The sequence below is a fragment of the Massilia sp. LMS1-1-1.1 genome (assembly GCF_040815535.1).
Classification (GTDB): domain Bacteria; phylum Pseudomonadota; class Gammaproteobacteria; order Burkholderiales; family Burkholderiaceae_D; genus Janthinobacterium; species Janthinobacterium aestuarii.
Genome location: NZ_JBFPNG010000001.1, coordinates 1,509,175 through 1,532,308 on the forward strand (window position 1 = coordinate 1,509,175; position 23,134 = coordinate 1,532,308).

General features: G+C 61.1%; 23 protein-coding genes. 2 read left to right on the forward strand and 21 right to left on the reverse strand.

The window, feature by feature from the left end; genetic code table 11:
• The first annotated feature begins 115 nt into the window (after nucleotides 1-115).
• Nucleotides 116-1,012 (forward strand): MBL fold metallo-hydrolase, encoded by an 897-nt coding sequence (locus MRBLMS1_RS06940; RefSeq protein ID WP_485878548.1) that lies wholly within the window; start codon nucleotides 116-118, stop codon nucleotides 1,010-1,012.
• A gap of 46 nt (nucleotides 1,013-1,058) precedes the next feature.
• Here MRBLMS1_RS06940 and MRBLMS1_RS06945 read toward each other — a convergent pair whose 3' ends face one another.
• The 7 genes from MRBLMS1_RS06945 to rpsF all read right to left on the reverse strand — a co-directional run bounded on the left by MRBLMS1_RS06945 (nucleotide 1,059) and on the right by rpsF (nucleotide 5,862).
• Nucleotides 1,059-2,072: an inorganic phosphate transporter gene (locus MRBLMS1_RS06945; RefSeq protein WP_128142328.1), complete on the reverse strand. Its 1,014-nt coding sequence runs from the start codon at nucleotides 2,070-2,072 to the stop codon at nucleotides 1,059-1,061.
• A gap of 39 nt (nucleotides 2,073-2,111) precedes the next feature.
• Nucleotides 2,112-2,738: a DUF47 domain-containing protein gene (locus MRBLMS1_RS06950; protein ID WP_010400015.1), complete on the reverse strand. Its 627-nt coding sequence runs from the start codon at nucleotides 2,736-2,738 to the stop codon at nucleotides 2,112-2,114.
• Between the two features lie 94 nt (nucleotides 2,739-2,832).
• On the reverse strand, nucleotides 2,833-4,218 hold the full coding sequence (locus MRBLMS1_RS06955) for a replicative DNA helicase (protein WP_034750488.1): 1,386 nt from the start codon (nucleotides 4,216-4,218) through the stop codon (nucleotides 2,833-2,835).
• Between the two features lie 135 nt (nucleotides 4,219-4,353).
• Nucleotides 4,354-4,809 carry a 50S ribosomal protein L9 gene (gene rplI / locus MRBLMS1_RS06960; RefSeq protein WP_034783456.1) on the reverse strand — a complete coding sequence of 152 codons (456 nt, stop codon included), beginning with the start codon at nucleotides 4,807-4,809 and terminating at the stop codon, nucleotides 4,354-4,356.
• 27 nt (nucleotides 4,810-4,836) lie between these two features.
• The gene (gene rpsR, locus MRBLMS1_RS06965; protein ID WP_010400024.1) at nucleotides 4,837-5,127 is read right to left on the reverse strand and encodes a 30S ribosomal protein S18; all 291 of its coding nucleotides are present in this window, start codon (nucleotides 5,125-5,127) and stop codon (nucleotides 4,837-4,839) included.
• Nucleotides 5,128-5,152: 25 nt separating this feature from the next.
• Entirely contained in the window at nucleotides 5,153-5,452 is a 300-nt protein-coding gene (priB, locus tag MRBLMS1_RS06970) for a primosomal replication protein N (protein WP_034783455.1), read from the reverse strand.
• Between the two features lie 20 nt (nucleotides 5,453-5,472).
• Nucleotides 5,473-5,862: a 30S ribosomal protein S6 gene (gene rpsF / locus MRBLMS1_RS06975; protein ID WP_034750499.1), complete on the reverse strand. Its 390-nt coding sequence runs from the start codon at nucleotides 5,860-5,862 to the stop codon at nucleotides 5,473-5,475.
• Nucleotides 5,863-6,137: 275 nt separating this feature from the next.
• Between rpsF and lexA the strand changes: the two genes are divergently transcribed.
• Complete coding sequence (gene lexA, locus MRBLMS1_RS06980; protein ID WP_034750502.1) at nucleotides 6,138-6,773, forward strand: transcriptional repressor LexA; 636 nt, start codon at nucleotides 6,138-6,140, stop codon at nucleotides 6,771-6,773.
• A gap of 68 nt (nucleotides 6,774-6,841) precedes the next feature.
• Here lexA and MRBLMS1_RS06985 read toward each other — a convergent pair whose 3' ends face one another.
• The 14 genes from MRBLMS1_RS06985 to leuD form a co-directional block, all read right to left on the reverse strand.
• Entirely contained in the window at nucleotides 6,842-8,083 is a 1,242-nt protein-coding gene (locus MRBLMS1_RS06985; RefSeq protein ID WP_485878550.1) for a cystathionine gamma-synthase family protein, read from the reverse strand.
• Between the two features lie 106 nt (nucleotides 8,084-8,189).
• Nucleotides 8,190-9,713 (reverse strand): amidophosphoribosyltransferase, encoded by a 1,524-nt coding sequence (gene purF / locus MRBLMS1_RS06990; protein ID WP_436480401.1) that lies wholly within the window; start codon nucleotides 9,711-9,713, stop codon nucleotides 8,190-8,192.
• Between the two features lie 38 nt (nucleotides 9,714-9,751).
• On the reverse strand, nucleotides 9,752-10,240 hold the full coding sequence (locus MRBLMS1_RS06995) for a CvpA family protein (protein WP_046685790.1): 489 nt from the start codon (nucleotides 10,238-10,240) through the stop codon (nucleotides 9,752-9,754).
• A gap of 20 nt (nucleotides 10,241-10,260) precedes the next feature.
• A complete protein-coding gene (locus tag MRBLMS1_RS07000) occupies nucleotides 10,261-11,250 on the reverse strand; it encodes an SPOR domain-containing protein (RefSeq protein ID WP_485878553.1) in 990 nt (329 codons plus the stop codon).
• A 24-nt stretch (nucleotides 11,251-11,274) separates the two neighbouring features.
• Complete coding sequence (gene folC / locus MRBLMS1_RS07005) at nucleotides 11,275-12,573, reverse strand: bifunctional tetrahydrofolate synthase/dihydrofolate synthase (RefSeq protein ID WP_034750518.1); 1,299 nt, start codon at nucleotides 12,571-12,573, stop codon at nucleotides 11,275-11,277.
• Between the two features lie 134 nt (nucleotides 12,574-12,707).
• Nucleotides 12,708-13,580, reverse strand: coding sequence for an acetyl-CoA carboxylase, carboxyltransferase subunit beta (gene accD, locus MRBLMS1_RS07010; RefSeq protein WP_010400390.1), 873 nt, complete (start codon nucleotides 13,578-13,580; stop codon nucleotides 12,708-12,710).
• A gap of 197 nt (nucleotides 13,581-13,777) precedes the next feature.
• Nucleotides 13,778-14,575, reverse strand: a complete 798-nt coding sequence (gene trpA / locus MRBLMS1_RS07015) for a tryptophan synthase subunit alpha (protein ID WP_485878556.1) — start codon at nucleotides 14,573-14,575, stop codon at nucleotides 13,778-13,780.
• A gap of 78 nt (nucleotides 14,576-14,653) precedes the next feature.
• Nucleotides 14,654-15,904, reverse strand: a complete 1,251-nt coding sequence (trpB, locus tag MRBLMS1_RS07020) for a tryptophan synthase subunit beta (protein WP_436480396.1) — start codon at nucleotides 15,902-15,904, stop codon at nucleotides 14,654-14,656.
• Nucleotides 15,897-16,580, reverse strand: coding sequence for a phosphoribosylanthranilate isomerase (locus MRBLMS1_RS07025; protein ID WP_485878558.1), 684 nt, complete (start codon nucleotides 16,578-16,580; stop codon nucleotides 15,897-15,899). Before MRBLMS1_RS07025 ends, trpB begins: the two co-directional genes overlap by 8 nt.
• A gap of 35 nt (nucleotides 16,581-16,615) precedes the next feature.
• Nucleotides 16,616-17,419 (reverse strand): tRNA pseudouridine(38-40) synthase TruA, encoded by an 804-nt coding sequence (gene truA, locus MRBLMS1_RS07030; protein WP_034750899.1) that lies wholly within the window; start codon nucleotides 17,417-17,419, stop codon nucleotides 16,616-16,618.
• A gap of 73 nt (nucleotides 17,420-17,492) precedes the next feature.
• The gene (locus MRBLMS1_RS07035; RefSeq protein WP_485878560.1) at nucleotides 17,493-19,952 is read right to left on the reverse strand and encodes a motility hub landmark protein FimV; all 2,460 of its coding nucleotides are present in this window, start codon (nucleotides 19,950-19,952) and stop codon (nucleotides 17,493-17,495) included.
• A gap of 244 nt (nucleotides 19,953-20,196) precedes the next feature.
• On the reverse strand, nucleotides 20,197-21,324 hold the full coding sequence (gene asd, locus MRBLMS1_RS07040) for an aspartate-semialdehyde dehydrogenase (RefSeq protein ID WP_072452459.1): 1,128 nt from the start codon (nucleotides 21,322-21,324) through the stop codon (nucleotides 20,197-20,199).
• Nucleotides 21,325-21,369: 45 nt separating this feature from the next.
• A complete protein-coding gene (leuB, locus tag MRBLMS1_RS07045) occupies nucleotides 21,370-22,440 on the reverse strand; it encodes a 3-isopropylmalate dehydrogenase (protein WP_034750539.1) in 1,071 nt (356 codons plus the stop codon).
• 11 nt (nucleotides 22,441-22,451) lie between these two features.
• A complete protein-coding gene (gene leuD, locus MRBLMS1_RS07050) occupies nucleotides 22,452-23,099 on the reverse strand; it encodes a 3-isopropylmalate dehydratase small subunit (RefSeq protein WP_058049067.1) in 648 nt (215 codons plus the stop codon).
• Nucleotides 23,100-23,134 lie beyond the last annotated feature (35 nt).

Consider the following 23,134-nt stretch of genomic DNA (forward strand, 5'->3'; position numbering starts at 1 on the left):
TACTTAGTCACAACAAAATGAAATTACTTTCCGTATCACAACACGCATAAATGTTGCCGCCAATCTCATTAATTAGAATAGAATCAACAATAATTACACTGTAACAAGGTACTGAATGAAATTCACGTTCAGGGGCGTGCGCGGCTCCATCCCCTCCCCCGGCCCGCGCACGGCGCGCTATGGCGGCAATACCACGTGCATCGAAGTGCGCACCGACAACGATAGCCTGATCATTCTCGATGCGGGCAGCGGCATCTTTTCGCTGGCACAGCAACTGCCGCCGGGCCAGCCCGTCGACGCCCACGTCTTCATCACGCACAGCCACTGGGACCACATCCACGGCTTGCCCATGTTCTCGCCCCTGTTCGTAGCTGGCAACCGCATGCGCCTGCATGGCGCCTTTGACGGCATCAGCGGGCGCGGCATCGAGCACGTGATGGCAGTGCAGCTGCAAGGCAGCTATTTTCCCGTCAGCGAAGCGGCCATGGCGGCCAGCATCGAGTACCGCACCCTGGCGCCCGGCGAAGCCGTCGACGTGGGCGGCGCGCGCGTGCGCGGCGCGGAAATGAACCATCCCGTCGTCAACCTCGGCTACCGCATCGACTGCGGCGGCGCCTCGCTGTTTTTCAGCGGCGACCATGAACCGTTCTACAACCTGCATCCACCCGGCCACGCCGAGCATGCGGCGTGCTCAGAGCGCAATGCGCAGCGCCAGGCCGGCATCGATGCGCTCGTCGCCGGCGTCGACGCGCTGATCATGGACTGCTCGTACACGCGCGAGGAATACCCGGGCAAGCAGGGCTGGGGCCACGGCACCTTCGACGCCGCCTTCGACCTGGCCCTGCGCTGCGGCGCGCGGCGCTTGTATTGCACCCACCACGAACCGACCCGCAGCGACGAGCAGCTCGAAGCCGTGTTTGCCGACGTGATGGGCCGCTACAGCAGCCGCCTGGCCGATTTGCAAGTGTTCCTCGCCAGCGAGGGGCTGACGGTGGAACTGGCCGGTGCATAAAAAAAGGGAGCCGCAAGGCTCCCTTTTTACTGGCGTTGGCTATCCATTACATGATGTGCTGGCCAATCCACCAGGCGACTGCGGCAACAAACGCGGAGGCGGGAATCGTGAAGATCCAGGCCCAGACGATATTGCCCGCCACGCCCCAGCGCACGGCCGACATCTTCTGCGACGAACCGACGCCGACGATGGCACCCGTGATGGTGTGCGTGGTCGACACGGGAATGCCCAGCGCCGTCGAGACGAACAGGGTGATCGCGCCGCCCGTTTCGGCGCAGAAGCCGCCGACCGGTTTGAGCTTGGTGATCTTCTGGCCCATGGTCTTGACGATGCGCCAGCCACCGAACAGGGTGCCAAAGCTGATGGCCGTATAGCACGAGATGATGACCCACATCGGCGGCATGGCGTCGGCTGAACTGGAGTAGCCGGCGGCGATCAGCAGCATCCAGATGATGCCGATGGTTTTTTGCGCATCGTTGCCGCCGTGGCCCAGGCTGTAGGCGGCCGCCGAGACCAGCTGCAAACGGCGGAACCACTTGTCGACCTTGCGCGGCGTCGAACGCACGAATATCCATGACACGATCAGCATCATGATGGAGCCGAACACGAAGCCCAGTACCGGTGCGATGACGATGAAGGCGACGGTTTTCCACAGGCCGGCCGCGACCAGCGCGCCCGTGCCGGACTTGGCGACGGCAGCGCCCACCAGGCCGCCGATCAGCGCGTGCGAGGACGACGATGGAATGCCGTAGTACCAGGTAAACAAATTCCAGAAGATGGCGCCCATCAGCGCGCCGAAGATCACGTACTGGTCGATCACGGCCGGATCGATGGTGCCCTTGCCCACCGTGGCGGCCACGGTCAGCTGGTGGAACACGAAGATGGCGACGAAGTTGAACGTGGCGGCCATGGCAACCGCGGTCTGCGGTTTCAATACGCCCGTCGAGACCACCGTGGCAATCGCGTTGGCGGCATCGTGGAAGCCGTTCATGAAGTCAAACAGCAGCGCCAGGACGATCAACAGGCCTAGCACGTAGATGCTGATTTGTATGGTCATTATAGTTTCTTTTCTGATTCTGGTTCAGGACAGGCCCAACGCTTACGCGTTTTCGACGATGATGCCTTCGATAATATTGGACACGTCTTCGCAACGGTCGGTCACGGTTTCCAGAATTTCGTAGATCGCTTTCAGCTTGATCAGGTTGCGCACGTCCGGTTCGTCGCGGAACAGCTTGGACATGGCGGCGCGCATCACGTGGTCGGCGTCCGATTCCAGGCGGTCGATCTCTTCGCAGATAGCGACGATCTTGCGCGAGTTGTCCATGTTGTGCAGCATGGCGACGGCGTCGCGCACTTTTTCGGTACAGGCCAGCACCAGTTCGGCCAGGCGCTTGGCTTCCGGCGTGACGGCCTTCAGGTCGTACAGCGAGACGGTTTGCGCCGCATCTTCCAGCAGGTCGAGGATGTCGTCCTGGCGCGTGATCAGCTGATGGATGTCGTCGCGGTCGATCGGCGTGATGAAGGTCTTGTGCAGCATTTCCACGGTGGCGTAGGTGACTTTGTCCGCCTGTTTCTCGATGCTTTCGATCGCATGCACGCGGTTTTCCAGGTCGTCGAAATTGGTCATCAGGCCGAGCATCTCTTTGGCGCCCTTGACGCACAGTTCCGCGTGCTGGTTAAACAATTCAAAAAACTTGCCCTCAGTGGGCATCAAGCGTCCAAACATGTCATTCTCCGTTAAGCATTGAGTCGTGTTATTTACTACAGAAAGCCGCCCCGTTGTCGGGGGCGGCCAATGGAATTGCCAGTGCTGCTGAGTCTTAGTCGCCTTGGTAAAGCGCCAGGCCACCACTGTAATTGCCAAATTTGGTGTACTGCCCCATGAAGGTGAGGCGGATGCTGCCGATTGGACCGTTACGTTGTTTACCGATGATGATTTCGGCCGTTCCCTTGTCCGGCGAGTCGGGGTTATACACCTCGTCGCGGTAAATGAACAGGATCACGTCGGCATCCTGCTCAATAGCGCCCGATTCGCGCAAGTCGGACATCACAGGACGTTTGTTCGGACGTTGTTCCAGCGAGCGGTTCAGCTGGGACAGCGCGATCACGGGGCAACCGAGTTCTTTCGCCAGGCCTTTCAAGCCCCGCGAAATCTCGGAAATCTCCGTGGCGCGGTTGTCGCCCGGCGTATTGGCCGACATCAGTTGCAAGTAATCGACGATGATCAGGCCCAGCTTGCCGCATTGACGCGACAAACGGCGCGAGCGGGCGCGCAATTCGATGGAATTGAGCGCTGGCGTTTCATCGATGTACAGCTGCGCGTCGTTCATCTTCTGGATCGCATTCGTCAGGCGCGGCCAGTCTTCGTCGTTCAGGCGGCCAGTACGCAAACGGTGCTGGTCGAGCTGTCCGACGGAGCCGAGCATACGCATGGCCAGCTGGGCGCCGCCCATCTCCATCGAGAACACGGCCACGGGCAAGCCGCTGTCGATGGCCACGTTTTCGCCGATGTTGACGGAAAACGCCGTCTTGCCCATCGAAGGACGGCCCGCCACGATCACCAGGTCGCCCGGCTGCAGACCCGAGGTCATGCGGTCGAGGTCGATGAAACCGGTGGGCACGCCCGTGATTTCACTCTGGTTGTCGCGGCTGTACAGTTCGTCGATGCGCTCGACCACTTGCGTCAGCAGGGGCTGGATGGCGGTCCAGCCCTGGGCGCCGCGCGCGCCTTCTTCGGCGATGGCGAAAATCTTCGATTCGGCCTCGTCAAGCATCTGCTTGACTTCCTTGCCTTGCGGGCTGAAGGCCGTGCCGGAGATATCGTCGGCGACGGTGATGAGTTTACGCAGCACGCCGCGGTCGCGCACGATCTCGGCGTAACGCCGGATGTTCGCGGCCGATGGCGTGTTTTGCGCCATGGCGTTCAGGTAAGCGAGTCCGCCCACGTCATCGGCCTTGCCGAGCTGGGTCAGGGTTTCAAAAACAGTAATGACATCGGCTGGCTTGGAAGCGTTAACCATCTTGACGATTTGCTCGAAGATGATGCGATGGTCATAGCGATAGAAATCCTCCGCATGCATGAAGTCGGCGATGCGGTCATATGCGGCATTGTCGCGCAGCAGACCACCGATGACGGATTGTTCTGCTTCGATCGAATGCGGCGGAATACGGAGGGAATCCAGTTGCGGATCAGAGGGGGCGTTCATGGCGCGAATTATACCCGCTTCGGCGTGCTGGCAAAAATAAAGGGCTGAAATTGAGCGAAAAAAAGGCCACAAAAAAGCCGGGCGAACCCGGCTTTTCATAGTGCGGCAATGCTTGCGGGCCAGGCCCGCAGACAATTACGCGTTCGCGTCTGGAACGACAGCGATAACAACTTCCACGACCACGTCGGTGTGCAGAGCAACCGAAACGTTGTGCTCGCCAACGATCTTCAGCGGGCCGGTAGGCATGCGGATTTGTGCTTTTTCAACAGCAAAACCTTGCTTGGTCAGCGCTTCAGCGATGTCGAAGTTGGTGACGGAACCGAACAGACGGCCATCAACACCAGCTTTTTGAGCAACTTGAACGGTCAGGCCGCTCAGTTTTTCGCCCTGGGCTTGCGATGCGGCCAGTTTGGCGGCAGCAGCTTTTTCCAGTTCGGCGCGCTTGACTTCGAATTCAGCCACAGCGGTTGCCGTAGCACGACGTGCCAGGCGTTGCGGGATCAGGAAGTTACGTGCGTAACCGTCTTTGACTTTGACGACTTCGCCGAGGTTACCGACGTTAACAACTTTTTCTAACAGAATGATTTGCATAGTTCTTCTCCAGGAATATCTGACCGATTAAGCGTGGTGCAGATCGGTGTATGGCAGCAGCGCGAGGAAGCGAGCGCGCTTGATTGCGGTGTCAACTTGGCGCTGGTAGTGCGCTTTGGTACCGGTCAGGCGTGCTGGCATGATCTTGCCGTTTTCTTGGACGAAGTCTTTCAGCGTGTCGACGTCTTTGTAGTCGACTTGCTCAACGTGAGCTGCGGTGAAGCGGCAGAACTTCTTGCGTTTGAACAACGGGTTTTGCTGTTTGCGTTTTTCTTTAAGCTTGAGCTTATTTTTGTCGAACTTTTTACCGAATGCCATGTCAGGCTCCTGTATCTAAAATGCGCTAGTCAGAATTGACTGCACTAAAATCAATGATGTGAAACACCAAACTCTTGCTGTTGCGGCTCTTCCTGGCCAGGAAACCCGTGAACTGATACACCCCGCCCAAGCTTGCCTGACTGAACCTGCCTGAGATTTCGCCAGCGGCTAGCGCGGCAACATCAAACTCGGTCAAACGGGCAATCCCTGCTTCCATCTGCTGCGAACTGTGTTGCAATACTGCATTCACAATCGGCAACCCTGCCGGGGTATAGCGCAATATTTCGCGCTCGGCAATGATGGCGGTTACTTGTAGCTGGTTCAGCGCACGATCCTGGTCAAGAATTAAGCTGCTGCTGCGGCTGGAGCGGCTGCTGGTGCTTCGGTGCGGTGGCTTTTGGCCGCGTCTTCGCGTTGTACCGATTTCATCATCGGCGAAGGAGCTGTTTCAGCTTTCTTCATTTTAACGGTCAGGTGACGCAACACGGCATCATTGAATTTGAATGCTGTTTCCAACTCGACCAAGGTCTCGTTGTCGCATTCGATGTTCAGGCAGATGTAGTGTGCTTTAGGCAGCTTTTGGATCGAGTAAGCCATTTGACGGCGGCCCCAATCTTCCACGCGGTGAACCGAACCGCCGCGGGTGGTTACGCTGGCTTTGTAGCGTTCGATCATCGCGGGCACTTGCTCGCTTTGGTCCGGATGGACGATAAAGACTATTTCATAATGACGCATGCAAACTCCTTCAGGTCGGATTGATAATCGCCCACCCCGGCGTCAAGACGGGTGTGGGAAGGTCAGCCGAAGATTATAACCGCCTTTTGCAAACGTTTCAATCATTCCTTCCACAAGCGCCCGAAAAGCCCGTGCGCCACCGTGCTTTCCGACCGTGGACAAGTATTTCTTGCGAAATTCGCCCAAAACACGGAAATCCCCTTGCATAGTGGGTGATACTGTACAAAAATACAGACTGTTCATATAGACAGCATTTTAGTATGCACCCACCGCTCATGATCAAGCTGACAGCACGACAAGAACAAATCCTGAACCTGATCAAGGACGCGATTGAAAACACGGGCTTTCCTCCCACCCGTGCCGAAATCGCCAATGAACTGGGTTTCAAATCGGCCAATGCGGCCGAAGAGCATTTGCAGGCCCTGGCCCGCAAGGGCGCGATCGAGATTTCGCCCGGCACCTCGCGCGGCATCCGCCTGATCGGCGCGGCCGCCGAAGCGCCGCCATCGAAAGTGCCTGCAGCCCTGCTGATGTCGCTGCCCCTGATCGGTCGGGTGGCGGCCGGTTCGCCCATCCTGGCCCAGGAAAACCTGGAAGCGAGCTACAACGTCGACCCGGCCCTGTTCTCGGCCAAACCCGACTTCCTGCTGAAGGTGCGCGGCTGGTCCATGCGCGACGCCGGCATCATGGATGGCGACTTGCTGGCCGTCAAAAAGGTCGACAGCGCCAAGAATGGCCAGATCGTCGTCGCCCGCATCGGCGACGAAGTCACCGTCAAGCGCTACAAGAAGACGGGTTCCGTCATCGAACTACTGCCGGAAAATCCCGACTTCAAGGTGATCACCGTGTCGCCCGAAGACGAGTTTGCGTTGGAAGGCCTCGCCGTCGGACTGATGCGCAGCTGGCATTAAACTGCCGCACGAAAAAAAGGGCCGCGACAGCATGACTGTCGCGGCCCTTTTACATGGTGCGCGGCTGCTTATGCGTCCAGTGCGTTGCTGAAATCTTCCAATAAGTCTGCTTCATCCTCGATACCGACGGAGACACGGATCAGGGATTCGGCAATGCCCATGCTGGCGCGGCGCTCGGCACCCATCTCGTAGAAAATCGTGTGGGCGACGGGAATGACGAGGGTGCGCGTGTCGCCGAGGTTGCTCGCGGGAATGGCCAGGTTCAGACGGTTGAGGAAATCGAAGCAGTCGATGCCATCCTTCAATTCAAAGCTGAACAGCGAGCCATAGCTGCGGAACAGCTCGGTGGCCAGCGCGTGCTGCGGGTGCGACGCCAGGCCCGGGTAATGCACGGCCGCCACTCTTGGATCCGCCTGCAACATGGTGGCCAGCGCCAGAGCGTTCGAGCAGGTGCGATCCATGCGCAAGGCCATGGTTTCCGCGCCGACAGCGATATGGTGCGCCGCTTCCGGCCCCAGCGACGCGCCGAAATCGCGCAAGGCCTTGGCGCGGATTTGCGCGATGCCCCATTGCGCGGGCGCCGCCTTCTTGTAATTCTCGAAGATGTTCGGATACTGCGTCCAGTCGAACACGCCCGTGTCCGTCAAGCTGCCGCCAAGGGCATTACCGTGGCCGCCGATGGACTTCGTCAGTGCATTGACCACCAGGCCCGCGCCCACGGCTTTCGGGCGGAACAGGTACGGCGTCGTCATCGTGTTGTCGACGATGTACAAGATGCCCTTTTCGCGGCACAAGTCGCCGATTTTTTTCAGGTCGGCGATCTGCGTGCGCGGATTGGCGATGGTTTCCACGAACACGATGCGCGTGGCCGGCGTAATGGCGGCCGCCACGTTGGCGACGTCCGTGGCGTCGACGAACGACACAGCCATGCCCTGCCCCGTCACCGTTTGCCACAGGCTGTTGGTGTTGCCAAACAAAAAGGCCGACGACACGACATGGTCACCCGCGCGCAGCAACGATTGCACGACGGCGCCGATGGCGCCCATGCCGGTGGCAAAACACAAGGTCGCCACGCCGTCTTCCATCTTGTTGACCTTGTCTTCCAGCGCGGAAACGGTCGGGTTACCCTGGCGGCCGTAGCGGAAACCCGCTTCCTTGCCCTGGAACACGGAAGCAAGCTGGCGCGCATCGGCGTAACCGAAAGCAACGGAAGTATGCACGGGCTTGTGCAGCGAGCCGTGTTCGATGCCCTTGCGGCGGTCGTTGTGCAGGATGGTGGTGGTGAAGCCGTAGGTTTTTTTGGTGGTCATGGTGGAAGTTCCGGAGTTCGATTTGCCGCGTAACCCAAGGCAAATGCCGGGGTCAGACCTGAAGGTCCGACCCCGAAAAAAAGCCCGGCATCGGCCGGGCAGGTACTTATGCTTCCGTTGTCGCCAGGTTCAGGTTCAGCTGGGAACGCGGCGTATCTTCGGGCGCTGCCGCCTTCGGATGGTGGCGCGCATATTCCAGGCGGTCCAGGTATTCCTGCGACACGTCGCCCGTCACGTAGATACCATCGAAGCACGACGCCTCGAAGTTGGTCAGGGCCGGGTTGACGTCGGCGATCGCCTGCTTCAGCGCGCCGATATCCTGGTAGACCAGGTAGTCGGCCGTGATTTCGCGGCACACTTCTTCCGTCGTGCGGCCGTAGGCGATCAGCTCGTCGCGCGTCGGCATGTCGATGCCGTACACGTTCGGGTAGATCACCGGTGGCGCGGCCGAAGCGAAGATGACCTTCGTCGCGCCCGCTTCGCGCGCCATCTGCACGATTTCACGGCTGGTGGTGCCGCGCACGATGGAATCGTCGACCAGCAGCACCACTTTATCCTTGAATTCGGACGGGATCGCGTTGAGCTTCTGGCGCACGGATTTCTTGCGTGCCGCCTGGCCCGGCATGATGAAGGTGCGGCCGATGTAGCGGTTCTTGATGAAGCCTTCGCGGTACTCGATGTTCAGCGCCATGGCCAGCTGGATAGCGGCCGGACGCGAGGAATCGGGAATCGGCATGACCACGTCGATATGCACGCCTGGCAATTCGGCGCGGATCTTTTCGGCCAGGTATTCGCCCATTTTCAGGCGCGTGGCGTACACGGAAGCGCCGTCGATGACGGAGTCGGGACGGGCCAGGTAGACGAATTCGAACACACACGGGTTCAGGCTGGCATTGTCGGCGCACTGGGCGCTGTGCAATTTCTTGTCTGCATCGATAAAGACGGCTTCGCCGGGACCGATGTCGCGCACGAAGCGGAAGCCCATGCCTTCCAGGGCCACGGATTCGGAAGCGATCAGGTATTCGGGACCTTGCTCCGTTTCATTGATGCCCAGGCACAGAGGACGGATGCCGTGCGGATCGCGGAAGGCCAGCAAGCCCACGCCGGCGATTTGCGCAACGGCGGCGTAACCGCCCTTGACGCGGCGGTTCAGCACGGTAACGGCCTTGAAGATGGCTTCCGGGTCCAGGTTCAGGCCCGTCGTCGCTTCCTGGATTTCATGCGCCAGCACGTTGAGCAGCACTTCCGAATCGGAATCGGTATTGATGTGGCGGCGGTCGTTCTTGAACATTTCCAGCTTCAACTGTTCCCAGTTGGTCAGGTTGCCATTGTGCGCCAGGGTGATGCCGAACGGCGCATTCACATAGAACGGTTGTGCTTCCTCTTCGCTCGACGAACCGGCCGTCGGGTAACGGCAATGGCCGATGCCCGTCGTGCCTTGCAGCGAACGCATGTTACGCGTACGGAAGACGTCACGCACGAGGCCGTTGGCTTTGTGCATGGAAAACATACTGCTGTGATTGGTCGCAATCCCTGCCGCGTCCTGACCGCGATGTTGCAAGAGCAACAATGCATCATAGAGCAATTGATTGACAGGTTGATGGGAAACGACGCCGACGATGCCACACATGGTGTGCTCCTAAACTGTGCTACTGATTTTAAAAAAATTCAAAATTTCACATGCTGCGCGTAAGCGGCAGGCAGATAAGGCTTGATGGCGCGCGCGCCCTGCTCCGCGAGCGGGCTGAGCTGCGCATTTTTCCAGAATGGCTGCTGCGGTATGGAAGTCATGCCACACAAGATGACGGCGGTCAGCACGATCACAAGGCCCCGCGCCACGCCGAACAGGGTGCCCAGGGTGCGGTCAGCCAGGCTCAAGCCCGTCACCTTGACGAGTGCGTCGACCGTCATGGACAGCAATCCCATCAAAATGCGCACGCCGATGAACAGCACGACGAAAGCCAGCAACAAACGGATGGCTTCGCCAGGCACGGCTTCCGGCAGGAATTTCGCCAGGGTAGCGCCATACGCGTTGGCAATGACGAACGCCACGATCCAGCTGACCAATGACAGTATTTCCTTGACCAGGCCACGCATCATGCTGATCAGCACGGACGTCACCAGCACGAACAGCACCAGGTAATCGAAGATCGTCACGCGCGTTCAGCCTTGCAACATCACGCCGGTACCAGGCTGCCGCCCAGGCCCAGCTTTTGCAGCTTGGCGCGGGTCTTTTCAGCGTCTTCGCGGCTGCCGAATGGCCCCACGCGCACGCGGATGCGCTCGCCCGCTGGGCTCGAAACTTTCTGCGTGTACGACTTGATGCCCGCATCGCGCAGCTTGTCCTGCAATTCGTCGACCTTGTCCTGCGTCGCCAGGGCCGCTACCTGCACCACGAACTTGCCGCTGCCCGCGTCATGCGCCTTGTCCTGTGCTTTCTCTTGCGGCTTGCCTTCCAGAATCGCCAGCGCGCGCGCGGCATCGTCAGCCGATTGCGCCGGCTTGGCAGGCTTCGGCTCGGGCTTGGTTTCCGGCTTTACTTCATGCTTGGGCTCAGGCTTGGGTTCGGGCTTGGACTCGTGTTTCGGCTCGGGCTTGGTTTCGTGCTTCGGCTCCGGCTTCGACTCCACCTTGACCGGCTTGGGTTCAGGCTTGGGCTCGGGTTTCGGTTCCACATAGGTCGGCTTGACCGGTGCAGGCTGGGCGGCCGCCAGCACGGGGGCCGGTGTCGGTGCAGGGGTCGGCTTGGCCGCAGGCGGCAACGGCGCGTCGACGATTTCCTCGGACTGGTCCAGGCCATTCGCTGCGGCCTGGGCCGGGACGGCCGGCACGGGCGCCGGTGCAGGTGCGACGGCCTTTTCCTTCGATGGAATGTCGATCGCGATATCGTTGAACGGCGCCTTCGGCTCGGAGTCGAGCAGCATCGGCAAGCCGACAGCCACGCCCAGGGCCAGGGCAATGGCCCCGACCAGGCGGCGGCGTGCGCGCTTTTTTTCAGGCAAGACCGGGTCCGGCGCTTCCTTGCCGCCACGGCGCGATCCGCCGCCACCGGCCGTGTTGGCTGCGCGCTTGCGGGTCGGCGACTGTGCTTCGCCAGGGACATAAAAGCCGCTGTCTTCGCCAGAGGATTCTTGCTTGTTTTTAAACAGTTTCGAGAACAAGCCCATGCGTGATTTTCAGTCGAGTGCGTTTCAGTGAAGTGAGGATTTTCGGGCCTTCATCACGCCGGCAACGGTGAGGAAAGAACCAAAGACCACAATTCTATCATTCTCACCGGCCCGGCTCATTGCATTTGCAAAAGCTTGTGCCGGATCATCGAAAATAGACACAGTATGTTCGCTGCTGTCGGGCTTATCTTCGAGCATGATCTGCACCTTGGCGGCCAGCTCGGAAGCCGTGGCCGCGCGCGGCGAAGGCAGGCCCGTCAGGCACCAGTGGTCGACGTGTTCGCTCATCGCGGCCAATACGCCATCGATATCCTTGTCCTGCATGGAACCGAACACGGCATAGGTGTACGGGTGGAAACCCATGTTGCCGAGGTTCTGGTTCAATGCCGAGGCCGCGTGCGGGTTGTGCGCCACGTCGAGGATCACGCTGGGGCGCCCAGGCAAGACCTGGAAGCGGCCCGGCAGTTCCACCGTCACGAGGCCCGTGCGCACTTCCTGCGCGCCCACTGGCAGTTTCAGCTTCAGCACTTCCAGCGCGGCCAGCACGGCCGTCGCATTGAGGATCTGGTTGGCGCCGCGCAAGCTTGGATACGCGAGCGAATTGCGGCGCTGCTCGCGCCCGCCGTAGTTCCACTGCTGCTTGTCGCCCGAATAATTGAAATCGCGGCCCATCAGCCACAGGTCGGCGCCGATGGCCTCGGCATGGTCGATCAACGATTGCGGCGGCACGGGGTCGCTGCAGATGGCCGCCTTGCCCGGACGGAAGATACCGGCCTTTTCAAAGCCGATCGCTTCGCGCGTATCGCCCAGGTAGTCCGTGTGGTCGATATCGACGCTGGTGACGATGGCCACGTCGGCATCGATCACGTTGACGGCGTCCAGGCGTCCGCCCAGGCCCACTTCCAGGATGGCCACGTCCAGCTTCGCCTGCGACAGCAGGTGCAAAATCGCCAGGGTGGTGAATTCGAAATACGTCAGCGGCGTGTCGCCGCGCACGGCTTCAACGGCATTGAAGCTCGCGACGATCTGCTCATCGCTGGCCATCTCGCCCAGCACGCGGGCGCGCTCATTAAAATCGAGAAAATGCGGCTTGATGTACAGCCCCACTTTGTAGCCGGCGCGCAACAGTACCGATTCCAGCATGGCGCAGGTGGAACCCTTGCCATTCGTGCCCGCCACCATGATCACGGGGCAAGTAAACGCCAGCTGCATGCGCGCCTTGACGGCTTGCACGCGGTCCAGGCCCATGTTGATCTGGGTTTCCGAATGGCGGGTTTCCAGCATGGCGAGCCAGTCCGGCAAGGTGGTGGGGAGGTTTTGCATGGGAGACTTCTTGTGTAAGGATGCGCGAGGCAGAGAAACAGGCAACCCTAAACAACATCTGGGGTCGGACCCTCAGGGTCCGACCCCAGCGGTTCATGGGTTCGGGTAAATGGACATTATTCCATTCAATACAATCAAGCCAGGACTTCCACAGCCTGGTTTTGCAACAAGGCCAGCAGACGGGCGATTTCTTCGCGCATCTTGCGGCGGTCGACGATCATGTCGACGGCACCCTTGGTGACGAGGAACTCGGCGCGCTGGAAGCCTTCCGGCAGTTTTTCGCGCACGGTGTTTTCAATCACGCGCGGGCCGGCAAAGCCGATCAGCGCTTTCGGTTCGGCGATCACGACGTCACCCATGAAGGCGAACGAGGCAGACACGCCGCCCATGGTCGGGTCGGTCAGCACGCTGATGAATGGCAATTTCTTTTCGGACAGCTTGGTCAGCATGGCCGTGGTTTTCGCCATCTGCATCAGGGACAGCAAGCCTTCCTGCATGCGCGCACCGCCGGTGGCGGTGATGCAAATGAACGGCACTTTCTGTTCCAGCGCGATTTGCGCGCCGCGCACGAAGCGCTCGCCCACGACGGAACCCATGGAGCCGCCCATGAATTCGAATTCGAAGCACGCCACGACTACTGGCAAGCTCATGATGGCGCCGCCCATGACGACCATCGCATCCGTCTCGCCCGTCGCTTCCATGGCGGACTTCAGGCGGTCAGGGTATTTCTTGCTGTCCTTGAATTTTAAGGTATCGACGGGCAGGATTTCCTGGCCGATTTCATAGCGGCCGCCCGCGTCGAGCAGGCTGTCGAGGCGTTCACGCGCGCGGATGCGCATGTGGTGGTCGCATTTCGGGCATACGTGCAGATTCGATTCCAGGTCCGTACGGTACAGCACGGCTTCGCACGACGGGCACTTGACCCACAGGCCTTCCGGCATGGTCTTGCGCGCGGCAGCATCAGAACGCTGGATGCGCGGTGGCAGCAGTTTTTCCAACCAACTCATATTTTCTCCTTGGGCCCTTGTAGGGGTAGCGTCGGTGGACGCCCCCGGCAGACGGTAAACGGCGACGCCCCGCAGGGCGCCACCAAAAATTTTATCTATTGCACAATAACAGGCAAATCAGTGGCCGAAGTGTAGCCGTTTATCGCCGGGCTGTCGAACTTTGCCGCCACCCGGGCTTGCGTAAACAACAAGCTTACTCAGGCGTCCAGTGCGGCGCGGATGCCTGCCGTAAAGCTGCGCACGGCGTCGACGGCACCGCCTTCCGGGGCATTTTCAATCTCCTGGATGATGCGGCTGCCGATGACGACGGCATCGGCCACCTTGGCAACGGCCTTGGCCGTGGCGCCATCGCGGATGCCGAAGCCCACGCCGATAGGTAATTTTACATGCTGGCGGATAGCCGCGAGGCGCTCCGCCACCTGTTCCGTATCAATGTTGCCGGCGCCCGTCACGCCCTTGAGCGACACATAATAGCTGAAGCCGCCGCCAACCTTGGCCACTTGCGCGATGCGCTCTTCCGTTGAAGTGGGTGCCAGCAGGAAAATCAGGTCGAGGCCCGCTTCGCGCATGGCGCCGGCAAATTCCTCGCACTCTTCCGGCGGATAGTCGACGACGATGGCGCCGTCGGCGCCGGCCTCTTGCGCCGCTGCAATGAACGCGGCGCTGCCGATGCGCTCGATGGGATTCGCATAGCCCATCAGCACCACGGGCGTCGTCTGGTTCGTCTCGCGGAACTGACGCACGTAGCCGAACACGTCGTGGATGCCAACGTTGAATTTCAAGGCCCGCTCGCAGGCGCGCTGGATGACGGGGCCTTCGGCCATGGGGTCGGAAAACGGCACGCCCAGCTCGAGCACGTCGGCGCCGCCCTCGACGAGCGCGTGCATCAGGGGCACGGTGGCGTCGGGGCCGGGGTCGCCGGCGGTGATGAAGGTGACCAGGCCGGTCTTGTTGTTCGATTTTAAATTGGCGAAGGTGGTGGCGATACGGGACATGGATATCTCTTTTCTGAGGGAAATTGAAGGCTGGGGTCAGACCCGGCGGGTCTGACCCCGGTAGTCAACAGCTAACGATCAGCTAAAGTTGAGTCCCATACGCTCCGCCACGGTATGCATGTCCTTGTCGCCACGGCCCGACAGGTTGGCCAGCACGATCTGGTCTTTCGGCAAGGTGGCCGCCAGCTTGGCCGCGTAGGCCAGTGCGTGTGACGATTCCAGGGCCGGGATGATGCCTTCGATATGGCAGCAGTCGTGGAAAGCCTGCAGCGCTTCGTCATCGGTGATCGACACGTATTGCGCGCGGCCCGAGTCTTTCAGCCACGCGTGTTCCGGTCCCACGCCCGGGTAGTCGAGGCCGGCCGAGACGGAGTGCGTCTCGATGATCTGGCCGTTTTCATCCTGCAGCAGATAGGTGCGGTTGCCATGCAGAACGCCCGGGAAGCCTGCCGTCAGCGAGGCCGAGTGCTTGCCCGTATCGAGTCCTTCGCCGGCCGCTTCCACGCCGATCAGTTTTACATCTTTCTGGTCGATGTACGGGTAAAAGATGCCCATGGCGTTCGAGCCGCCGCCGATGCAGGCCAGCACGTAGTCGGGCTGGCGGCCCGTCATTTCCGGCATTTGCACCAGGCATTCCTCGCCGATCACGGACTGGAAGTCGCGCACCATCATCGGATACGGATGGGGGCCTGCCACGGTGCCGATGATGTAAAAGGTGTTTTCGATGTTGGTGACCCAGTCGCGCATGGCTTCGTTCAGCGCATCCTTGAGAGTCTTGGAGCCGGACTCGACGGGCACGACGGTCGCGCCCAGCAGTTTCATCCGGTACACGTTCTGCGCCTGGCGCTTGACGTCTTCGCTGCCCATGTAGACCACGCACTCGAGGCCGAAGCGGGCGCAGATGGTGGCCGTGGCCACGCCATGCTGGCCCGCACCCGTCTCGGCGATGATGCGCGGCTTGCCCATGCGCTTGGCCAGCAGGGCCTGGCCGATCACGTTGTTGATCTTGTGCGCACCCGTGTGGTTCAAGTCTTCGCGCTTAAAGTAAATTTGCGCGCCGCCCGCCAGCTCGGACCAGCGCTTGGCGTGGTAGATCGGAGACGGACGGCCGACGAAGTGCTTGAGCTCGTAGCGGAATTCTTCAAGGAACTCAGGATCGACGCTGTAGCGCGCGTAAGCATCTTTCAGCTCGGCCAGCGCATGCGTGAGCGTTTCGGCAACAAAGGAGCCGCCGTAGGGGCCAAAGTGGCCGCGCAGGTCGGGAAATGGATAATCGGTGGCGTGGAACAATGCGGCGGCTGCGCCGGGCGCTGTGGTGTGGTCATTCATGGTTGTTTCCTCTGGCAATGATGGCATCGGCATCCTGCACCGCGGCGATAAACGCGCGGACTCGGGATGCGTCCTTGATGCCCTTGGACGCTTCGACACCACTGCTGATGTCGACAGCGTAAGGGCGCACGCGCACCACTGCGTCAGTCGCGTTTTGTACGCTCAAGCCACCACTTAAAACGACCCGAGGCGCGAGTTCTTCTGGAATGAGGGACCAATCAAATACCTTTCCTGCACCGCCGTAGGCATCCACATAGGTGTCCAGCAAGAGGCTGGCAAACAAGGGACTGGCGGCGCGATAGCGCTGTTCGTATTCTAGCAAATCTTCAAAGCTGGTGTCGGGTTTGACGCGGAACACTTGCGTAAACGGCGTATTCACAGCTGCGGCCAGCGCGGCGCTGTGTTCGGGCGTCTCGTCGCCATGGAATTGCAGCATCGATAAGGGCGCCACGGCCCTGGTCGCCCGCACCTCGTCCACGCTGGCGTTGACGAACAGGCCCACCGCCGTCACGTAGGGCGGCACGGCGGCGATCAGGGCAGCTGCCTGTTCGGGCGTCACGTAGCGGGGGCTTTTCGGATAAAACACGAAGCCGATGGCGTCGGCGCCCGCCTCCACGACAGCGTGAATGTCTTCTACTCTGGTCAGGCCGCAGATCTTGATGCGTGTGCGTGGCATGGCTTTTCCTTGAAGTTATTGCTTGAAGTAAAACGTCAGAACCAGGGCAAGGCGCTGCTGCTGTCTTGCGGCAATGCCCATTTCGGATCGTAATCGATCTGCGCCAGGTACAGGCCGTCCGGCATGAAGGTGGGCGCGGCCGCGTGGCGATCCTTGCTTTCCAGCAAATGCCCGAGCCATTCCGGCTTTTCGCGCCCCGTGCCGATGTAGACGAGCGAGCCGACCAGGTTGCGCACCATGTGGTGCAGGAAGGCATTGGCCGTAATCGTAAAAATGACGCAATCGCCGCGCCGCTCGATGCGGATGTCATGCATGAGCTTGACCGGCGACTTGGCCTGGCATTGCGCGGCGCGGAAGGCCGTGAAATCGTGCCACCCCAAGAGCGGCTGCACGGCCTGGCGCATCAGTTCCACGTCCAGCGGGCGGAAAAAGAAGCCGGCGCGCCCTTCCACCAGCGGCGAACGGGTGGCGTTGTTGTACAACACATAATGATAGGTGCGCGCGCGGGCGCTGAAGCGGGCGTGGAAGAAATCATTGACCGTCGGGTCGCCTTCGAGTTCCCTGGCCCAGCGCACGGCGATGGATTTCGGCAGGAAGGCGTTGACGCCGCGCACCCACGAGTGCACGTCGCGGTTCAGTTCCGTATCGAAGTGCACAACTTGCTCGAGCGCATGCACGCCCGTATCCGTACGGCCGGCGCAGGTGGTGGCCAGGCGCACGCGGGCAAACTGCTCCAGCGCGTTTTCCAGCTGGTCCTGCACCGTCTGTCCGTCTTCCTGCTTCTGGTATCCGTGCCAGGCCGTGCCGTCATACTGCAGGCCGAGGACGATACGCTTCAATGGCGTTGCTGTCGTAATATTTTGCATCGAAGCATTATACCGGCGCGGCAGCCTGCCGCACCGACGGGCACTGCTAGCTCAACAGCGCACGCATGGTATTGGCTTTCGCAACCTGCTCTTCGCTACCGCCCTTGATGACCTCATCGATCAGCTCGCGCGCGCCTTCCTTGTCGCCAATTTCCTGGTAAGCGATCGCCAGGTCCAGCTTGGTATCCATTTCCATGTGGATGGCCGACAGCGGGTCGTCCACGCCCACGCTGGCCGTCTTGCCGTCGTTGAGGTCCAGGTCGATGCCGGACAGGTCGAACTCTTGCGCGGGCGGTATGGCTTCCGGCAAGGCCGCAGGCATTTGCGCGTCGTCGAACAGGCTGTCGAGGGAAGGCTCGGCCGCCGCGACCGGCGCGGCAGCCGGCGCCACGGGTTCGTCGAGGTCAAAATGGGCCAGGTCGACATCCTTCAGCGGATCAGGCAGCGGCGTCAGGCCGGCGCCCACGCCATTGACGGGACCGGCCGGCGGTTCCAGGTCCAGGCCGAAATCCATGCTGGCGTCATAGTGCGCATCCTGCGTGGTAGCCTGCGGCTTGCTGTCCGGTCCCGGCATGACGATCGGGTCGGTGGTAGAAACAGGCTCGAAATCGAGGCTGTCGAGGTCAAAATCGAGGGGATCGCGCGCATCACGGGCCGTCACGGAAGACACCGGCTCGGCCGGCGCCAGATCGGCCAGCGGCGCTGGCGGCTCGTCTGGCAAGTCCATGCTCTGGCCATGCACGTCGTCGCCGGCAGCCTTGCTCAGGCTGACGACGGCGTCGTCTTCCGTATCGCCATACAGGGGATTGGTGGGGTCAAGCGCCAGGCCCAGCGCGGCCGCCTGCGGCCACTCTTCGCCCTGGCCACGCGTCAGGCTGTACAGCTCGCTGGCCTGGTCTTCAAACGCGCGCACGTCGTTGCGTGCCGAATAGATTTCCAGCAGCTTCAGGCGGGCCGCATGGCGTTCCGGGTGGATGCGCAAGGCTTCCTTGAGGATATCTTCCGCCTGGCCATCGCGGCCGTAGGCGATATACACGTCCGCTTCGGCGACCGGGTCCGTTTCATTCGCGTCGAGCATGCTGGCGCCCGCCGCGGCGGCCACGCCGGCAGCGGCGGCGCCCGTACCGAACAGGTGGTTGCTCGCTTCGGACTGCTGGTCTTCCGGCGCCAGGCCCGCCGGCGGCGCCACGGGCGCTTCCGGTTCGACCACGGGCGCGATATCTTCGGGCGGCGGCGGCGCATCCTTGCGGCGGCGCGCGACCACCAGCGCGGCCACGGCCGCCAGCAATGCAGCCAGGCCGATGCCGATGGCGCCCAGGTGGTCATTGATCTTGTCGGTGATGGTCGGTTCCAGCGGCGACGGCTTTTTCACCAGCGGCACCGGTTTCGCTTTGGGCACGGGCGGCTGGGCTTCGGCTGGCACGCTGGCAACAACCGGCGCGCTGGCGGCGACCTCGGCTGGTTTCGCAGGCGCCGGGGCGCTCTTGTCGGCCATGGCCTTGCTCTTGACCGCCATCAACTTTTCCAGGTCGCTGACGTTCTTTTCCAGCTCCTTGACACGGGCGGCCGCTTCATCGACCTGCTTCGCCTTGGCGATCTTGTCTTCCTCGCTGGCCACCGCGCTCTTGCCGACCGACTTGGCCGCCGGCTCCGCCTTCGACAGTTTCAGCTTGTCTTGCGACTCGCTCACGGCCGTCGGTTTTTCCTGCACCTTCGTCGCGCCGATCTTGCCGGCCGTGCTTTGCGTCGCTTGCGCGGCCTTGGCCGGCTTGCTTTGCGACACCTGGCCCGCCAGCTTGTTGCGGTAGGCTTCGAAATCGATGGCGTGCGCCGTCACGATGCCCTTCGCTTCCGCCGCGCCGGTGGCGCGCACGGTGTCCGCACCCGGCACGGCCAGGATGCGCCCGGCTTGCATGCGGTTCATGTTCTCGCCCTTGAAGGCGTCGGGATTGGCGCGGTACAGCGCGACGAGCATCATGTCGAGCGACACGCCCGATGGCTTCAGTTCGCTGGCGATGCGGCTCAGGGTGTCGCCCGTCTTGATCTTGTATTCCCCGGCAGGCTTTTTCGCCGCGGCTGGAGCAGCTTCGGCGGCCGCCTTGCCTTTGCCCGGTTCGGCCGGCGCCGTCACTTGCGCGCCGCGCGTCTGGCGTGCTTCCGGCGTGTCGAGCACGAACGCATATTCGCGCACCTGGCGTCCGCTCTTGCTGCTCAGTTCCAGCAACAGGTCGACCATGGGCTCGGCCACCGGCTGCGCCGAGCTGATGCGGATGAAGGGCTTGCCATTGCGGTTTTCCACGGCAAACGTCAGCGCGTTCAACGCGGGATTGAATTCCACGTTGGCCTGGCGGTAGGCATCCGGCGGCGCCAGCTTGGCCAGCAAGCTCGATGCCTCGCCTGGCTTGATGGCCGATAATTCGACCTCGGCGCGCAGCGGCTGGCCGGCGGCGGACAGCACCGTGATCTTGCCCAGCTCGGCTGCGGATGCCGCCGGTGACAATAACACCGCACACGCGACAGCGCTGCTGAGTGTTTTAATGGCAAGGGAGGCGACCCGGGGACGAGTGTGTACAGGCATAGTTGGCGGCATCTTAGTTGACATGGGAAAACTGTTACTTTTCCAGAGGTATCAACATATCATCATGCCCAGAGCTATGCAAGCTCCGCATGGTTGAGCCTTGACGGGCTCAGGACGAAAAAAAAGCCGGGAAAACAGCCCCGGCTTGATCTTGATCAGCAATTTATGGCGGTTACGCGTCCAGGAGGATGCGCAGCATGCGGCGCAGCGGCTCGGCCGCGCCCCACAGCAACTGGTCGCCCACGGTGAAGGCGGACAGGTATTCGCCGCCCATGCTCATCTTGCGCACGCGGCCGACGGGTATCGTCAGGCTGCCCGTGACCGCTGCCGGCGACAGGTCGCGCACGGACGCTTCGCGCGTGTTCGGCACGAATTTCACCCATTCGTTGTTGCTGGCGATGATGTCGTTGATTTCATCGAGCGGCACGTCTTTTTTCAGCTTGATGGTCAGCGCCTGCGAATGGCAGCGCATGGCGCCGATGCGCACGCACAGGCCGTCGACTGGAATTTCCTTGGTGCCGAAATCGAGGCCGCGGCCGAGGATCTTGTTCGTTTCCGCGCCCGCCTTCCACTCTTCCTTCGACTGGCCGTTGCCCAGGTCCTTGTCGATCCACGGGATCAGATTGCCAGCCAGCGGCGCGCCGAATTGCTTGATTTCATCCGGGGAATAGCCGTGCTGGGTGGCCAGCACCTGGCGGTCGATTTCCAGGATGGCGGATGCAGGGTTGTCCAGCAGCGCCTTGACGGAGCCGTTGATGGTGCCAAATTGCGTCAGCAGTTCGCGCATGTGCTGCGCGCCGCCGCCCGATGCCGCCTGGTACGTCATCGACGTCATCCAGTCGATCAAATCGTGCTGGAACAGGCCGCCCAGGCCCATCATCATGCACGAGACGGTGCAATTGCCGCCGATGTAGTTCTTGACGCCCTTGCCCAGCGCATCCTTGATGACGTGCAGGTTGACGGGGTCGAGCACGATGACGGCGTCTTTTTCCATGCGCAAGGTCGAGGCCGCATCGATCCAGTAACCATTCCAGCCGCTGGCGCGCAGCTGCGGGAAGACAGCGCTCGTGTAGTCGCCGCCCTGGCAGGAAATAATGATGTCGCACTTGGACAGTTCGGCGATGTTGTTGGCATCCTTGAGGATGGTTTCATTCTTCGCCATGGCCGGGGCAGAGCCGCCCGTGTTCGAAGTGGTGAAAAACACCGGTTCGATATGGGCGAAATCGCCCTCTTCCTGCATGCGTTGCATCAGGACCGAACCGACCATACCGCGCCAACCTACCAAGCCAACTAATTTCATTACCATTCCTCAAGATGAGACGGCGACTGCCGTCATTAGACTATTTTATCCCAGTGCTTTTACAACTGCATCACCCATGGCCTCGGTACCGACCAAAGTCGTGCCCGCTTCGTGGATGTCGGCCGTGCGCAGACCCTGCGCCAGCACTTGCTTGACGGCACCCTCGATGCGGTTTGCCTGCTCTTCGCGGTTCAGCGAATAGCGCAGCATCATGGCGGCCGACAAGATCGTCGCCAGCGGATTGGCGATGCCCTTGCCCGCGATATCGGGCGCCGAGCCGTGCGATGGCTCGTACAAGCCCTTGTTGTTGGCGTCCAACGAGGCCGACGGCAGCATGCCGATCGAGCCCGTCAGCATGGCAGCCGCATCCGACAGGATGTCGCCGAACATGTTGCCAGTCACCATGACGTCGAATTTCTTCGGCGCCCGCACCAGCTGCATGGCCGCGTTATCGACATACATGTGGTCGAGCGCCACGTCCGGGTATTCCTTGTGCACGTCGGTGACGATGTCTTTCCAGAACTGGAAGGTTTCCAGCACGTTCGCCTTGTCCACGCTGGTCAGGCGCTTGTCGCGCTTTTGCGCAGCCTGGAAAGCCACGTGGGCGATGCGGCGGATTTCGCCTTCCGCATAGCGCATCGTGTCGAAGCCTTCGCGCTGGCCCTTGAACGGACCGTCCGGGCACTCGCGCACGCCGCGGGGCTGGCCGAAATAAATGTCACCCGTCAATTCGCGGATGATCAGAATATCCAGGCCGGACACCACTTCCGGCTTCAGGGTCGAGGCGCCCGCCAGTTCAGGATACAGAATGGCCGGACGCAGGTTGGCGAACAGGCCCAGGTTCTTGCGCAAACCCAGGATCGCCTGTTCCGGACGGAACTGGCGCTCCAGGTTGTCATATTTGTAGTCGCCGACGGCGCCGAACAGCACGGCATCGGCCGCTTTCGCCAGCGCCAGGGTGGCTTCCGGCAAGGGGTGTCCATGGGCCGCATAGCCAGCGCCGCCCACGGGCGCCGTTTCCAGTTCGAACGATTCGCCCAGCACATGCAAAACCTTGACGGCTTGCGCGACGATTTCAGGACCGATGCCGTCGCCGGGTAAGATTGCAATTTTCATATTTTTATCGATTAGATGACGTTGGCGAGCCAGGGTTGATTATGCAGATGCCGTTCTTCGAAGGCGCGGATGTCGTCAGCGTGGCGCAGGGTCAGGCCGATATCGTCGAGGCCATTCATCAGGCAATATTTGCGGAAGGCATCGATCTCGAACGGATACGACACGGAACCATTGCTGGTACGCACGCATTGCTGCTCCAGGTCCACCACCAGCTTGTAGCCGGGGAAAGCCTTGACTTCATTGAACAGGTGCTCGACCTGGCTTTCCGACAGCACGATGGGCAGCAAGCCGTTCTTGTAGCAGTTGTTGAAGAAGATGTCGGCAAACGAGGGCGCGATGATGGCGCGGAAGCCATATTGATCGAGCGCCCAAGGCGCGTGTTCGCGCGAGGAGCCGCAGCCGAAGTTCTTGCGCGTCAGCAAAATCGAAGCGCCCTGGTAGCGCGGCTCGTTGAGCACGAACTCGGGGTTCAGCGGACGGCGGCTGTTGTCCTGGCCCGGCTCGCCATGGTCGAGGTAGCGCCATTCGTCGAACAGGTTGGGGCCGAAACCGCTGCGGTGGATCGATTTCAGGAATTGCTTCGGAATAATCGCGTCGGTGTCGACGTTGGCGCGGTCCAGCGGGGCGACCAGGCCTTCGTAAATCGTAAATTTATCCATGCTGTTTCTACTCGGTAAGACGCGCGGCGCAATGC

Coding starts and splice junctions, on each gene's coding strand:
- MRBLMS1_RS06940 (WP_485878548.1), top strand. CDS start 116: ATGAAATTCACGTTCAGGGGCGTGCGCGGCTCCATCCCCTCCCCCGGC.
- MRBLMS1_RS06950 (WP_010400015.1), bottom strand. CDS start 2,738: ATGTTTGGACGCTTGATGCCCACTGAGGGCAAGTTTTTTGAATTGTTT.
- MRBLMS1_RS06955 (WP_034750488.1), bottom strand. CDS start 4,218: ATGAACGCCCCCTCTGATCCGCAACTGGATTCCCTCCGTATTCCGCCG.
- rplI (WP_034783456.1), bottom strand. CDS start 4,809: ATGCAAATCATTCTGTTAGAAAAAGTTGTTAACGTCGGTAACCTCGGC.
- rpsR (WP_010400024.1), bottom strand. CDS start 5,127: ATGGCATTCGGTAAAAAGTTCGACAAAAATAAGCTCAAGCTTAAAGAA.
- rpsF (WP_034750499.1), bottom strand. CDS start 5,862: ATGCGTCATTATGAAATAGTCTTTATCGTCCATCCGGACCAAAGCGAG.
- lexA (WP_034750502.1), top strand. CDS start 6,138: ATGATCAAGCTGACAGCACGACAAGAACAAATCCTGAACCTGATCAAG.
- MRBLMS1_RS06985 (WP_485878550.1), bottom strand. CDS start 8,083: ATGACCACCAAAAAAACCTACGGCTTCACCACCACCATCCTGCACAAC.
- purF (WP_436480401.1), bottom strand. CDS start 9,713: ATGTGTGGCATCGTCGGCGTCGTTTCCCATCAACCTGTCAATCAATTG.
- MRBLMS1_RS07000 (WP_485878553.1), bottom strand. CDS start 11,250: ATGGGCTTGTTCTCGAAACTGTTTAAAAACAAGCAAGAATCCTCTGGC.
- folC (WP_034750518.1), bottom strand. CDS start 12,573: ATGCAAAACCTCCCCACCACCTTGCCGGACTGGCTCGCCATGCTGGAA.
- accD (WP_010400390.1), bottom strand. CDS start 13,580: ATGAGTTGGTTGGAAAAACTGCTGCCACCGCGCATCCAGCGTTCTGAT.
- trpA (WP_485878556.1), bottom strand. CDS start 14,575: ATGTCCCGTATCGCCACCACCTTCGCCAATTTAAAATCGAACAACAAG.
- trpB (WP_436480396.1), bottom strand. CDS start 15,904: ATGAATGACCACACCACAGCGCCCGGCGCAGCCGCCGCATTGTTCCAC.
- MRBLMS1_RS07025 (WP_485878558.1), bottom strand. CDS start 16,580: ATGCCACGCACACGCATCAAGATCTGCGGCCTGACCAGAGTAGAAGAC.
- asd (WP_072452459.1), bottom strand. CDS start 21,324: ATGAAATTAGTTGGCTTGGTAGGTTGGCGCGGTATGGTCGGTTCGGTC.
- leuB (WP_034750539.1), bottom strand. CDS start 22,440: ATGAAAATTGCAATCTTACCCGGCGACGGCATCGGTCCTGAAATCGTC.
- leuD (WP_058049067.1), bottom strand. CDS start 23,099: ATGGATAAATTTACGATTTACGAAGGCCTGGTCGCCCCGCTGGACCGC.